12 protein-coding genes are annotated in these 12,183 nt (G+C 65.7%); 7 read left to right on the top strand and 5 right to left on the bottom strand.

The features are described 5' to 3' along the window. The first annotated feature begins 90 nt into the window (after window positions 1-90). Complete coding sequence (locus tag QX135_RS10295) at window positions 91-876, top strand: SDR family oxidoreductase (protein WP_316182695.1); 786 nt, start codon at window positions 91-93, stop codon at window positions 874-876. A 972-nt stretch (window positions 877-1,848) separates the two neighbouring features. Here the strand turns inward: QX135_RS10295 and QX135_RS10290 are convergent. Beyond that, on the bottom strand, window positions 1,849-2,205 hold the full coding sequence (locus tag QX135_RS10290) for an NIPSNAP family protein (protein ID WP_315780804.1): 357 nt from the start codon (window positions 2,203-2,205) through the stop codon (window positions 1,849-1,851). Window positions 2,206-2,552: 347 nt separating this feature from the next. Here QX135_RS10290 and QX135_RS10285 point away from each other — a divergent pair, with 347 nt between their 5' ends. Continuing rightward, window positions 2,553-2,831, top strand: a complete 279-nt coding sequence (locus tag QX135_RS10285; RefSeq protein ID WP_315780803.1) for a hypothetical protein — start codon at window positions 2,553-2,555, stop codon at window positions 2,829-2,831. Between the two features lie 157 nt (window positions 2,832-2,988). Here QX135_RS10285 and QX135_RS10280 read toward each other — a convergent pair whose 3' ends face one another. After that, window positions 2,989-4,047, bottom strand: coding sequence for a phosphotransferase family protein (locus QX135_RS10280; RefSeq protein ID WP_316176423.1), 1,059 nt, complete (start codon window positions 4,045-4,047; stop codon window positions 2,989-2,991). A 278-nt stretch (window positions 4,048-4,325) separates the two neighbouring features. Further along, window positions 4,326-5,561 carry an acyl-CoA dehydrogenase family protein gene (locus QX135_RS10275; RefSeq protein WP_315737573.1) on the bottom strand — a complete coding sequence of 412 codons (1,236 nt, stop codon included), beginning with the start codon at window positions 5,559-5,561 and terminating at the stop codon, window positions 4,326-4,328. A gap of 232 nt (window positions 5,562-5,793) precedes the next feature. On the opposite strand from QX135_RS10275, the gene QX135_RS10270 reads away from it, so the two are divergent. Further along, window positions 5,794-6,465, top strand: a complete 672-nt coding sequence (locus QX135_RS10270) for a TetR/AcrR family transcriptional regulator (RefSeq protein WP_315754162.1) — start codon at window positions 5,794-5,796, stop codon at window positions 6,463-6,465. Between the two features lie 37 nt (window positions 6,466-6,502). Then, the gene (locus QX135_RS10265; protein WP_315737571.1) at window positions 6,503-6,748 is read left to right on the top strand and encodes a hypothetical protein; all 246 of its coding nucleotides are present in this window, start codon (window positions 6,503-6,505) and stop codon (window positions 6,746-6,748) included. Between the two features lie 122 nt (window positions 6,749-6,870). Here the strand turns inward: QX135_RS10265 and QX135_RS10260 are convergent, their stop codons facing one another. Then, window positions 6,871-8,097 (bottom strand): CaiB/BaiF CoA-transferase family protein, encoded by a 1,227-nt coding sequence (locus QX135_RS10260; protein ID WP_316176424.1) that lies wholly within the window; start codon window positions 8,095-8,097, stop codon window positions 6,871-6,873. Between the two features lie 329 nt (window positions 8,098-8,426). Here QX135_RS10260 and QX135_RS10255 point away from each other — a divergent pair, with 329 nt between their 5' ends. Beyond that, entirely contained in the window at window positions 8,427-8,972 is a 546-nt protein-coding gene (locus QX135_RS10255; RefSeq protein ID WP_316176425.1) for a hypothetical protein, read from the top strand. A 72-nt stretch (window positions 8,973-9,044) separates the two neighbouring features. Here the strand turns inward: QX135_RS10255 and QX135_RS10250 are convergent, their stop codons facing one another. Continuing rightward, window positions 9,045-9,794: an NUDIX hydrolase gene (locus QX135_RS10250; RefSeq protein WP_315737568.1), complete on the bottom strand. Its 750-nt coding sequence runs from the start codon at window positions 9,792-9,794 to the stop codon at window positions 9,045-9,047. 119 nt (window positions 9,795-9,913) lie between these two features. Between QX135_RS10250 and QX135_RS10245 the strand changes: the two genes are divergently transcribed. Both QX135_RS10245 and QX135_RS10240 read left to right on the top strand, forming a co-directional pair. After that, window positions 9,914-10,951 carry an SPFH domain-containing protein gene (locus QX135_RS10245; protein WP_316176426.1) on the top strand — a complete coding sequence of 346 codons (1,038 nt, stop codon included), beginning with the start codon at window positions 9,914-9,916 and terminating at the stop codon, window positions 10,949-10,951. Next, the gene (locus QX135_RS10240) at window positions 10,938-11,870 is read left to right on the top strand and encodes a sugar kinase (protein WP_315771138.1); all 933 of its coding nucleotides are present in this window, start codon (window positions 10,938-10,940) and stop codon (window positions 11,868-11,870) included. The genes QX135_RS10245 and QX135_RS10240 overlap by 14 nt, the downstream gene beginning before the upstream one ends. Window positions 11,871-12,183 lie beyond the last annotated feature (313 nt).

Here is a 12,183-nt window from a genome sequence, read left to right as displayed (position 1 = left end):
CAAGCCGCTTGGCGATCTCAGCACGTTTGAAACGGCGTTTGAATTCCGTTGCGCGGCACGCAACTGATTACAATTGAAGCAGGAGGAAACATGGGCCGCCTCGAAGGCAAATCCGTCATCATCACCGGCGCCGGCAGCGGCATCGGCCGCGCCGCATCGCTGATGTTCACCAGGGAAGGCGCGCGGCTGATCGCGGTCGACCGCAGCGAAGGCGTCAAGGAGACCGTCGAGCTCGTCAAGCAGCAGGGCGGCATCGCGGACGCCGTGATGGCCGACGCCGGCTCCGAGGCCGACGTCAGCGGCTTCATCGATCGCGCCGTTGCGACCTACGGCAAGCTCGACGTCATCTGGGCCAATGCCGGAATCTCCGGCGGCTTGATCCCGATCGCCGAGCAGACCGTCGAGCACTGGCAGGAGATCCTGCGCATCAACCTGATCGGCCCGTTCCTCGCGGTCAAACACGCGATGCCGCACATGGTGCGGCAGCAGCGCGGCGCCATCGTCTGCACGGCCTCCGTTGCGGGCCTGAAGTCGGGCGCCTCGGGCCATCCCTATGCCGCAAGCAAGGCCGGCGTCATCAGCCTGGTGCAGACCACCGCCTATTCGCTGTCCGGCACCGGCGTGCGCATCAATGCGGTCTGTCCCGGCCTGATCGAGACCGGCATGACCAAGCCGATCTTCGACGGCGCCAAGGAGCGCGGCACCGAAGGCAAGATCGGCCAGCTCAATCCGCTGAAGCGCGCCGGCCAGCCGCACGAGATCGCCGCCATGGCCCTGTTCCTTGCCAGCGACGAGGCGTCGTATGTCAACGGCCAGGCGTTTCCGGTCGATGGCGGCCTCACGGCGTCGATGCCGTATGCGGGGAAACCGATTTAGCCGGGTTGCCGCGCCAAACACCGGTGTCCTCCCGGAGAACGCCGGGACCCATATCCCCTGGCCGGAATGAAGCCCGCAACTGACAGCGACGTCCCTCGCCAGATCACGCGGTATGGGTCCCGGCGTCCGCCGGGACGACAGCTGTTGTTGCCGCGCTACTGCGGCCCGTTCAGCACAGCTGCGCGCAACACACTCCGCTGTCGTTCCCGCGAACGCGGGAACCCATGCCGCGGAATCGCGCGAGCAACGTGGCTGCCGGCTGTCCGTCAGGCGACGTTCCTTTCTGCAGCCGTCATTGCGAGCGCAGCGACGGAGTTCAATCATGATGACCGCGTGCAATCATGCAAAATTCTTCCCGCGACGCCTTCGCGCCCGAGTGATCCCGAATTTCACCGCCCTCTCGCATCGAGGGCGCAGGGAAGGCCAGGCGTCGGCTGACGCCTGCGGCCCGCCTGCGAGAAAAAATGCAGGCGGCAGGTACCACAGGTGCAGCCGGATAACGCCCGGCCTTCCCTGCGCGATGGTCTTCACGCTTATACGCAGTCTGCCTGGTGCGCCGGGCTTGTTGGCCACCATTGCCCGCGCGGCGCGCAAGCGCCGTCGCGAACGTAGCACCAGCATCGGGGTGCCAGCACGCTGCGACTTCACGTCCGCGAACTGCCGTTCGTCCGCGTAGCAAACTACGCTGCGGCATCTCCGCGGCCACCGCCTCCCCGCCTCGCGTGTCGTGACGATCGCGCGCAACGCCCCTCTCGTTGAGGCGGGATAGCGGCAATCAAATCACAAATTCCGAAAAAGCGAAAGTGAAAAATTTAAGCATGGGCCGACGACGGCGCTCATCGCGCTGAAGAACCACACAAACTTTCTTTGTAGGCGCAGCCCTTTCACATCGTCGGATCGCACTCATCATCGCTCCGCCCTGACGTCGCGCATCCGAGTTGCCCGGCGGGCACCGCCGGCGCCTACCTGGGATCATCGATCCGGCGGCAACAGGCTTCGCCGGACAGCCGGCGAGTAGTCGACCGACGTCAGCAGGCGATCCTCAATCTGGCCGACCATCAGACCATGCTCGGCATGGGTGATGCGCTTGATCTCGGACCATTCCGCATCCGCCATGAAGGCTGCCCACCCCGCTATCTTGGTGGCCTCGTCCGGCCATTCCAGAACGTAGACGAACTCGGTCCGCTCGCCGAACCGGCTCTCCCACATCGCGACGATCTGGAAGCCATGGCGCATGCGCATGATGCGGGCGGCGTGATCGCGAAAACGGGCATGAAACGCCGCCTTGTTGTGCTCGAAGATTTCGTAGATGCGAAGCTGATGGATCATGACGGCTCTCCTTCACGTGGATATGGGCGTTGCACGCCAAGCAGCAAGGCGCGTCACATCATGGTCGCGCGGCGGTCGGCGCCATCGTCGCGGGTACGAAGGCGTAGCCCGGATGAGCGCAAGCGACACCCGGGGTCTCGCGTGCAGCTCGTGTGTCCCCGCATGTCGCTCGCGCTCATGGGGGCTACGGAAAGCGCAACGTCGCCGTGAGCGGCGTTCGGGTTCAAGCGAGGAGGTCGCCGCTAGCCGCGTTTTTTCCGGTCGCATCTTCGAACCGGCTGCTCCGAGGCGCCGTCGAACCTCGCAAGCGGACCATTTCGGCTTCGCAAAACCGAAGGATGGATCAGATGTCGAGGATGTCGAAACTGCGGCTGCTCACCACGATCGGGGCCATTGCGGCCGGCGCGGGGGCGACCGGCGCCCATGCACGTCAGCTCAATTTGCCGCCTTGCGAGCTGAGCTCTTGGGGCTCCTGCGGAACCTATGAGCTGCTGCCGCAGCCCTCGCGGCACCGCACCTCCGACACCTCGCCGACCTACATGAAGCAGACCGACCCGCGCTACAGCAGCGCCATGACCGCGGCCGGAGGCGGCGGCGGGGGCGGTGGTGGCGGCGGCGGCCGCTGAGCCCGAAGCTGGTGGGTGGTCGCTGTGTAGCCTGGATGAGCGGTTCGTCCGCCGAAGCCCAACGGGCGAAGGCGGAAGCGACATCCGGAGTCTTCACCGGCAGGAGTGCTGGCCCGCATGTCGCTGCGCTCATGCGGGCTGCCGAACCGCCCGCGCCTTACGCTGCCCCCGCCTTCTGTGCATAGGCCCAGGCCTGCTTGGTCATCGGCACCATGCGCTTGACCGACTCGATCGCCTTGTCGTTGGCAGCGGTGCCGTCGCGGATGCGGCCGATGATCCCCTGCAAAATGCCGGCGAGCCGGAACAGGTTGTAGGCGAAGTACCAGTTGAGGTCCGGCAGCTTCACGCCGGTGACGCCGCAATAGATCGCGGCCGCCTCCTCCATGGTCGGGATGTTCTTGGCCTTGAGGTCGACGCCGTCGAGGCCCGGCATGATCCACTGCATCAGCAGATAGGTGAAGTCCGCCATGGGATCCCCGAGCGTCGACAGCTCCCAGTCGAGCACCGCGATGACGCGCGGCTCGGTCGCGTGGAAGATCATGTTGTCGAGCCGGTAGTCGCCATGCACGATCGAGACGCGCTGCTGCGCCGGCAAGGTGCGCGGCAGCCACTCGATCAGCTTCTCCATTTCCGGCAGATGCTCGGTCTCGGACGCACGATACTGCTTGGTCCAGCGGTCGACCTGACGCGCAAAGTAATTGCCGGGCTTGCCGAAGTCGGCGAGGCCGATTGCGGCGGGATCGTAGGTGTGCAACTTCGCCAGCGTCTCGATCTTGCTGGTGAAGATCGCGCGCCGCTCAGGCGCTGCGACATGCGGCAGGGTCGGATCCCAGAACACCCGGCCCTCCTCCATCGACATGATGTAGAAGGCAGCTCCAATGACGCTGTCGTCGTTGCACAGCGCGTAGGCCTTGGCGACGGGAAAGCCCTGCTTGCCGAGCGCGGCGATGACGCGGAATTCGCGATCGACCGCGTGCGCTGACGGCAAGAGCTTGCCGAACGGCTTGCGCCTGAGCACGTAGGAGCGCGCCGGCGTGTTCAGCCGATAGGTCGGATTGGACTGGCCGCCCTTGAACTGCTCGACGGTGAGCGGGCCGGCATAGCCCTCGACATGCTCGGCCATCCACGCCGCGAGCTTGGCCTCGTCGAAGCGATGCCGCTCCTCGACCGGCTTGGTGCCGGAGAATTCTTCGTCCTTCTTGACGCCGTCAGCCACGACGAGGCTCCCTTCTCACGTGTTCGTCATTCCGGGGCAGCCCGCAGGGCTGAACCCGGAATCTTTATCTTGGCGGACCCATCTCTGGATTCCGGGTTCGACGCTGCGCGTCGCCCCGGAATGACGCAAGTGGTGCGTCACCGCTCGGCATTAGAATTCGTAGGGTGGGCAAAGCGAAGCGTGCCCACCGCTTTTCTCGGAGACTGGAATGGTGGGCACGCGCCTGCCCGCGCGCTTTCGCGCCCGGGCCGACGCTTTGCCCACCCTACAAGATCACGTCAGTGCCGGGGCTCGTTGGCGTATTTCTTCATCTCGAGCCGGGCGATGGCGCGGTTGTGCACCTCGTCGGGGCCGTCGGCAAGACGGAGCGTGCGGATGTTGGCGTAGTCCTTGGCGAGACCCGCATCATCTGACACGCCGGCGCCGCCGAACGCCTGGATGGCGTCGTCGATGATCTTCAGCGCCATGTTGGGGGCAGCGACCTTGATCATCGCGATCTCGCCCTGCGCGGTCTTGTTGCCGACCTTGTCCATCATGTCGGCGGCCTTGAGACACAGCAGGCGCGTCATCTCGATGTTGGTGCGGGCCTCGCCGATGCGCTGCTCCCACACCGAATGCTCGATGATCTTCTTGCCGAAGGCCTGGCGCGTCATCAGCCGGCGCACCATCTTCTCCAGCGACTCCTCGGCCTTGCCGATGGTGCGCATGCAGTGATGGATGCGGCCCGGACCGAGCCTCCCTTGCGCAATCTCGAAGCCGCGGCCCTCGCCGAGCAGGATGTTCTCTTTGGGCACCCGGACGTTCTCGAGCAGCACCTGGGCGTGGCCGTGCGGCGCGTCGTCGAAGCCGAACACCGGCAGCATCTTCTCGACCTTGATGCCGGGGGTGTCGAGCGGCACCAGGATCTGCGACTGCTGCTGATGCTTGGCGGCCGACGGATCGGTCTTGCCCATCAGGATCGCGATCTTGCAGCGGGGATCGCCGACGCCCGACGACCACCATTTGCGGCCGTTGATGACGTAATGATCGCCGTCACGCGTAATGCGGGTTTCGATGTTGGTGGCATCGGACGAGGCCACCGCGGGCTCCGTCATCAGGAAGGCCGAGCGGATCTCGCCGTCCATCAGCGGGCGCAGCCATTTGCGCTTCTGCTCCTTGGAGCCGTAGCGGATGAACACCTCCATGTTGCCGGTGTCCGGCGCCGAGCAGTTGAACACCTCCGAGGCCCAGGAGATGCGGCCCATCTCCTCGGACAGCAGCGCATATTCGAGATTGGTCAGGCCCGCACCACGGAACTCGTCGTCCTCGTGCTCCGACGGCGGCATGAACATGTTCCACAGGCCTTCGGCCTTGGCCTTGGCCTTGAGGTCCTCCAGGATCGGGATCACCTTCCAGCGATCGCCCTCGGCGTCCTGCTGCTTGTAGATCGGCACCGCCGGGCGGACATGCTTGGTCATGAAGCTGCGCACGCGCTCCAGCCATTCCTGCTGCTTCGCCGACATCGTGAAGTCCATGGGACTCTCCTCAGGGTTTCCTCGAGATTGTTTTGCTCGCAGTGTCGGCCCGCCGGATGCGTCCGTGCAAGTGTGATCTTGCGCGACACGACCGCGCGAACCGTCGCTGCAGCGCCGAAATCTCGTCCCGCGGAAGCACCGCGATTGACATTCCGGCCGTCTCAAACAATAGTTTCATACAATTGTTTGAAACGCAACTGCCCACCCCGCTTCGTCGTTCGGGAGGACCAGCATGGCGACCGACCAGACCCGGACTGCGATCCTGATCGCCGCCGAGCGGCTCTATGCCGAGCGCGGCTTCTCCGACGTGACCTTGCGCGACATCGTGGCGGAGGCGAACGTCAACCTCGCCGCGGTGAACTATCATTTCGGCTCCAAGGACGAGCTGATCGCCGAACTGTTCGTGACCCGCTCGATCGCGCTCAACCGCGAGCGGCTGCGCGAATTGCGCGCAGCGGAGGATGCGGGCGGCGGCCGCGCCGACATCAGCGACATCCTGCGCGCGCTGGTCGGCCCGATCCTGCGCGGCTGCCTGGGGCCGGAGAACCAGCGTTCGGCGGTGGCGCAATTCATGATCCGCGCCTCGATCGAATCGGTGCCGCCAATCCGCCGCATCAAGAACAAGGAAATCGACCATCTGCGGAAGTTCGCCGCGGCGATGAAGCGCGCTTTGCCGGAGAGCTCCGAGGTCGACCTGTTCTGGGGCCTGCATTTTGCGCTCGCCATGGCGCATCACACCATCCGCGAGAGCGAGCGGCTGACCAAGCTCTCCGACGGCCGATGCGACCTCGACGATGTCGAGGATGTGATCGCGCGGGTGGTGCGCGGTGCCGTGCTCGGCTTGACGACGCGCGTGCCGGCGGCAAAGTCACAGGCCAAGGTCGCAGCGCGCGAGGCGCGCTAGACCTCGTGCTCCGCTGGATGAGAAGGAAGCTCGCCTGATGACGCAGCGCCTGCGATTGATCATGGCCGTCGCCGCCACGGCGCTCGCGATGGTGACCGCCAGCGAGCCGGTGCTGGCCCGTGGCGCCGCCGCCAGCATCATGAACTCGCCGGGCTATCAGCGCCGCCTGCAGGAATCGCGGCAGCAGCTGGGCGCGCCGCCGCGGGCCCCGTTGTTCGAAGCGCCGCACTCTTATTCTCCGTGGAAGGCGAAGCGGCACCGGCATCACCGCCACGCCCACTGATCGTACGCTACACCACGTCCTCTGCTTCAAACTGCGGCCCGGATGAGCGCAGCGACATCCGGGGTCCTCACCGGCGGTAGTGGCGATCCCGCATGTCGCTTTCGCTCATGCCGGCTACGCGGCTACACCACGCCCTGCTGCTTCAACACCGCGATCTTCGTCTCGTCGTAGCCGAGCTGCGCCAGAACGTCCGTCGTGTGCTCACCGAGCAGCGGCGGCGCGCGATACTCGCTGATCGGCGTGCCCGAGAAGGTCAGTGCGTTGCGGATCAGCGACAGCTGCGGCTCGAACGGGTGCCCGACCTTCACCTCCATGCCGCGCGAGCGCACATGCGGATCGGCGAAGACGTGGGCAAAATCGTTGACGGGGCCACAGGGTACGCCGGCCTTCTCCAGATCTTCCAGCCAATGCGCCACCGAGTTCTTCAGGAACAGGCCGGCAAAGATCGCCATAATCTCCTTGCCATTAACGACGCGGTCGTTGTTCTTGACGAATTTCGGATCGGTGGCGAGCTCCGGCGCCCCTAACACGGCGCAGGTGCGCGCGAATTGCGCGTCGTTGCCGACCACCAGCATCAATTCGCCGTCGGTGCAGCGGAACACGCCGGCCGGCATGCCGCCATTGCCCCAGGTGCCGCGGCGCGGCGGCGACTTGCCGTTGACCAGGAAGATCTGGGCGTAGTGCGACAGCGAGGCGATCACGGTGTCGAACAGGCAGACGTCGATGTGCTGGCCACCACCGCCATTGACGTCGCGATGATAGAGCGCCGAGAGGATGCCGATCGAGGTATTCATGCCGGTCATGTAATCGACGATCGAGGGGCCGACCTTCATCGGCCCCGCCCCCGGCTCGCCGTCCATGTGGCCGGTGACGCTCATCAGCCCGCCCATGGCCTGGAAGATCGCGTCGTAGCCGGCGCGCGGGGCATACGGCCCGGTCTGGCCGAAGCCGGTGACGGAGCAATAAATGACGTCCGGATTGACGGCGCGGATCGCCTCATAGTCGAGGCCATAGCGCTTGAGATCGCCGACCTTGTAGTTCTCCATGAAGACGTCGCAGTCCTTGGCGAGCGCGCGGATGATCTCCTGCCCCTCCGGCGAGGCGATGTTGACCGTGACGGACTTCTTGTTGCGGTTGGCGCAGATGTAGAAGGAGTTGTTATTGTTGGCCTTGCCCTCGGGGTCCTTGAGGTAGGGCGGGCCGAAGGCGCGCGCGTCGTCTCCCGTGCCAGGCCGCTCGATCTTGATCACCTCGGCGCCGAGATCGGCCAGCATCTGTGCGGACAGAGGTCCGGCGAGCACGCGCGTCAGATCGAGAATCTTGATGCCAGAAAGCGGCAGGGCCGACATGGAGTTCCTCCGGGAGATTTATTCCTTGTGGCGGATTTGCTCTGCGAGGCACCGCCTGTCACCCGCGGATACACCATTTCGTGCCCCGGAGCACTGCGCTGGCGGCATGCGGCCTTGCCCGGCACAGGATGTCACCCGGATTCGCGACGCTCACCGAACCGGTAGCTCCCATGGGAATGCGCCCGCAATCACCCGGGGCACGCGCCGACTTTCTTGCTTCGTTTTGTGTGCGACGGGAGTCCAGACACATCCGGACACAGGGAACAAGGAGCCGTTAAGCGTTACAACCACAGCTGGAGACAGGTTTGATGTCTTACCCGGAGCACACCATGACGTCGATCTCTGCCTCCTCAATGAGCGGCTTTTCGCCGCTCGACCTGCTCAAGCAGGAGCTCACCAAGGAAGTCTCGGCCGGCAAGGTCAGCTCGACCGACCAGACCGCCTTGTCGTCGGCGCTCGACGACATCGACTCCGCATTGAAGAGCGGCGGCAACAGCTCGTCCTCGTCGTCGACCTCCAGCACGCCGCCCTCGCCCGAGGAGATGCAGTCGAAGATTGACGATCTCATCCAGAGCGAGGTCGACAGCGGCAAGCTCACCTCCGACCAGGCGACCGAATTGAAGAACGTATTCGCCAATGCGTTCTCCGGCGGCGGCGCCGGCGGTCCGCCGCCGGCCCCGAGCGACGATGCCAGCAGCGACACCACGTCGAGCAGCTCCTCCTCGTCGTCTTCGTCCCAGGTCGAGGAGCTGTTGAAGAAGCTGCTCGAGGCGTTGCAGAGCTCGAACAGCAGCAAGACCTCGTCCTACAGCGCCAGCGGCACCAGCTCGTCGAGCTCGTCCAGCAAGTCGCTGGTGGTCGACTTCTCGGCATGATCCGGCGGTCTCACCTTTGTGCCTGCGGTCTATCGCAGCGCTCATGCGGGCTACGTGGAGAAACCGGCGGCGTCACTCCGGCGCATTGAACGTCCGCGCGAAATACACCGGCGCAGCCGTCTTTTTCAGGCGGTAGAGCTGCGCCGGCCGGTTCGGCCCCTTGCGCATCTTGGCGATCGGTTCGATGAGGTCGGCCGACAGCATGCGGGTCCGGAACGCGCTCTTTTCCAGCGCACGATCCAGCACGACCTCGTAGGTCCGCTGCAGTTCGGGCAAGGTGAATTCCTCGGGCATCAGATAGGCCGGCAGCGAGGTGTACTCGACCTTGTTGCGCAGTCGTTGCACCGCAGCGCGCAGGATCTCCGCATGATCGAAAGCGAGCTTCGGCTTCACGCCGGTCCCGTCGAGCGGAAACCATTGCGCGTCCGCGGCGAGCGCCGTCTCCGCCGCTGACGCCGGGACCAGCGCAAAATACGCGTGGGTCGCCGACCAGCCGCGGGGATCGCGGTTCGCGCTGCCCCAGCTGCCGAGTTGCTCCAGATACGGGCTGACGACGCCGGTCTTCTCCACGAGCTTGCGCCGGGCGCAGGCTTCGAGATCGCGATCCGTGTCGACATCGACGAAGCCGCCCGGCAGCGCGAAAGCGTCCGGGAACGGCTCACCCTCGCCGTGACCGCGGCGCACCAGCAGCACGTGCAGCGCCTCCAGGCGGATCGTGAAGATGACGACGTCGACCGTTGTCAACGGGCGCGGGAAATTAAGCCCGGCCCCGCCTCGCCCGATCTCGCCCGCGCCGCCGCCTGGTTCTTGCCGTCCCGCCATGCCGCCCCCCTTGACCGCCTTGCCGAATTTTGCCCCTTGACACTAGCACGCTTAGTTGTACTGTCCAACTTACTTAGTTGGCGTAACACACTTATGCCATCAGACGTCAGGAGGCCGCCATGTTCGGCATTCGCTTCATCAAGGCCCAACCCACCACCTACCTCCTCAAATACCGCGCCGGCGCCGTGGTCGAGGAAGGCGCCGGGCTCTCCACCTTCTATTACGGGCCCGCGACCTCGCTGGTCGCGATCCCCATCGGCAGCCGCGACGCCGCCTTCATCTTCCAGCAGATCGCCCGCGACTTTCAGACGCTGACGATCCAGGGCCAGGTCACCTACCGCATCGGTGAGCCGAGGAAGGCAGCGGCGATGCTGAACTTCACCCTCAAGCGCGACGGCAAGACGTACGAGTCGGACGACCCGGAGGAGCTGCCGCAGCGCGTGCTCGGCGCGGTCGAGGTGCTGGCACAGCAGGCGGTCAAGGACATGACCCTGAAGGAGGCACTGCGCGCCTCCGACCGCATTGCCGAGGCGATTGCGGAGGGACTGAAGAGCCGCGCCGACATCGATGCGCTGGGGCTGGAGATCCTCGGCGTCGCCGTGCGCGCGGTGAAGCCGACGCCGGAGACCGCCAAGGCGCTCGAGGCCGAAGCGCGCGAGGCGATTCTGAAGACCGCCGATGAAGCGATCTTCGCGCGGCGCAACTTTGCCGTGGAGCGCGAGCGGGCGATCCGCGAGAGCGAACTCGATACCGAGATTGCGGTCGAACAGAAGAAGCGCTCGATCCGCGAGACGCAGATGGACGCGGAGGCCAGCGTCGCGGCGAAGAAGAACGAGCTGCGCGAGGCCGGCATGGTCGCCGACATCGGGCTGGAGGCGAGGCGCAAGGATTTCGTGGCGCTGAACGCGGCCAATACCCGCACCTTGGCCGATGCCGAGGCCTATCGCGTCGGCGCGCTGATGAAGATCTTCGAGGGCGTCGACACCCGCGTGATCCAGGCGCTGGCCGCCACCGGCATGCAGCCGGGCCAGTTGATCGCACAGGCGTTTTCGGGTCTCGCCGAGAAGGCCGAGAAGATCGGGCAGCTCAACGTCTCGCCCGAGCTGCTGAACAGCCTGATGCAGAAACCCGCGGAGGCTGCCCGTGTCCGGCAATGACCGCAAGGTGGTGCTGGTCACGCGAAGGACGCGGCTCGAGGAGCTGATCGCAAGGTTCCTCACCGCGGACCAGGCCCGCTTCTATGTCGAGCATCTCGGCGCCGACTTCTCCGACTATGAGCGCGAGCACGCGGCCTACCAGGCCGCGCGCTTGACCAGCGTCCAGACGCTGGAACGCTGGGGCCGCTACCAGATCGTCGACCGCAGCTTCCTGCCGAACTTCCTGTTCGGCCCGGCCGACATCGTCGCGGCGCTCGGCCCGGACGGCCTCGTCGCCAACACGATGAAATATCTCGACGGCCAGCCGTTGCTCGGCCTCAACCCGGACGCGGCCCGGCATGACGGCGTGCTGCTGCCGTTCGCGCCGGAGAACCTCGCGAGCCTGCTGCCCGAGGTCGCCGCCGACAAGCGCGCCGCCAAGGCGGTGACCATGGCACGCGCAAGCCTCGCCGACGGCCAGGTGCTGCACGCCGTCAACGACCTCTTCATCGGCGCGCGCACCCATGTCTCGGCCCGTTACGAGATCGCGACGCGCGACAGCCATGAGCGGCAGTCCTCCAGCGGTCTGATCGTGGCAACGGGGCTCGGCTCGACCGCCTGGTTCAAGAGCATCGTCACCGGCGCGCTCGCCATCGCCGGCAGCTTCGGTGGCCGCACGACGGGCGGCGACTACACCCCCCTGCCCTGGGACGCCCGAAGCTTGCGTTTCGCCGTGCGCGAGCCGTTCCCGAGCAAGACCTCACAGACCTCGCTGGTCTGCGGCGGCCTCGTGGGCGCGGAGACCTTGCGGCTGCGCTCGCTGATGCCCGAGAACGGCGTCATCTTCTCCGACGGCATCGAGGCCGACCATCTCGACTTCAATGCCGGGACCGAGGCGGTGATCGGAATCGCGGAGCGGCACGGCCGGCTGATCGTGTAGTTCGGTCCCGCAGGTCGCGTGGTTGGCAGCGTAACGTGCTCTTGCCGCGTCATTGCGAGCGCAGCGAAGCAATCCAGACTGTCTCTGCGGAAAGATTCTGGATTGCGTCGCTTCGCTCGCAATGACGGAGGAAAGACCAAGCGTCCATCTTCCACATGTCGTCGCTGCGGGCGCGCGGCCGTAGGGTGAGCAAAGCGGCCGCCGAAGGCGGCAGCGTGCCCATCGTGGATCGGCGAGCTCTACGGCGAAGATGGTGCGCACGGCGCAATCCCGATCTGGGTCGTGGACAGAGCACGGCTGCGCCCTTGCCCAC

The sequence above is a fragment of the Bradyrhizobium sp. SZCCHNR1098 genome (assembly GCF_032489375.1).
Lineage (GTDB): Bacteria > Pseudomonadota > Alphaproteobacteria > Rhizobiales > Xanthobacteraceae > Bradyrhizobium.
The sequence above is the reverse complement of the archived record's forward strand: the minus strand, read 5'-3'. Positions and strand labels throughout refer to the sequence as shown.

Excerpts from the sequence above, each read along its gene's own strand:
- QX135_RS10295 (WP_316182695.1), top strand. The coding sequence starts at position 91 with ATGGGCCGCCTCGAAGGCAAATCCGTCATCATCACCGGCGCCGGCAGC.
- QX135_RS10290 (WP_315780804.1), bottom strand. The coding sequence starts at position 2,205 with ATGATCCATCAGCTTCGCATCTACGAAATCTTCGAGCACAACAAGGCG.
- QX135_RS10285 (WP_315780803.1), top strand. The coding sequence starts at position 2,553 with ATGTCGAGGATGTCGAAACTGCGGCTGCTCACCACGATCGGGGCCATT.
- QX135_RS10275 (WP_315737573.1), bottom strand. The coding sequence starts at position 5,561 with ATGGACTTCACGATGTCGGCGAAGCAGCAGGAATGGCTGGAGCGCGTG.
- QX135_RS10270 (WP_315754162.1), top strand. The coding sequence starts at position 5,794 with ATGGCGACCGACCAGACCCGGACTGCGATCCTGATCGCCGCCGAGCGG.
- QX135_RS10265 (WP_315737571.1), top strand. The coding sequence starts at position 6,503 with ATGACGCAGCGCCTGCGATTGATCATGGCCGTCGCCGCCACGGCGCTC.
- QX135_RS10260 (WP_316176424.1), bottom strand. The coding sequence starts at position 8,097 with ATGTCGGCCCTGCCGCTTTCTGGCATCAAGATTCTCGATCTGACGCGC.
- QX135_RS10255 (WP_316176425.1), top strand. The coding sequence starts at position 8,427 with ATGACGTCGATCTCTGCCTCCTCAATGAGCGGCTTTTCGCCGCTCGAC.
- QX135_RS10250 (WP_315737568.1), bottom strand. The coding sequence starts at position 9,794 with ATGGCGGGACGGCAAGAACCAGGCGGCGGCGCGGGCGAGATCGGGCGA.
- QX135_RS10245 (WP_316176426.1), top strand. The coding sequence starts at position 9,914 with ATGTTCGGCATTCGCTTCATCAAGGCCCAACCCACCACCTACCTCCTC.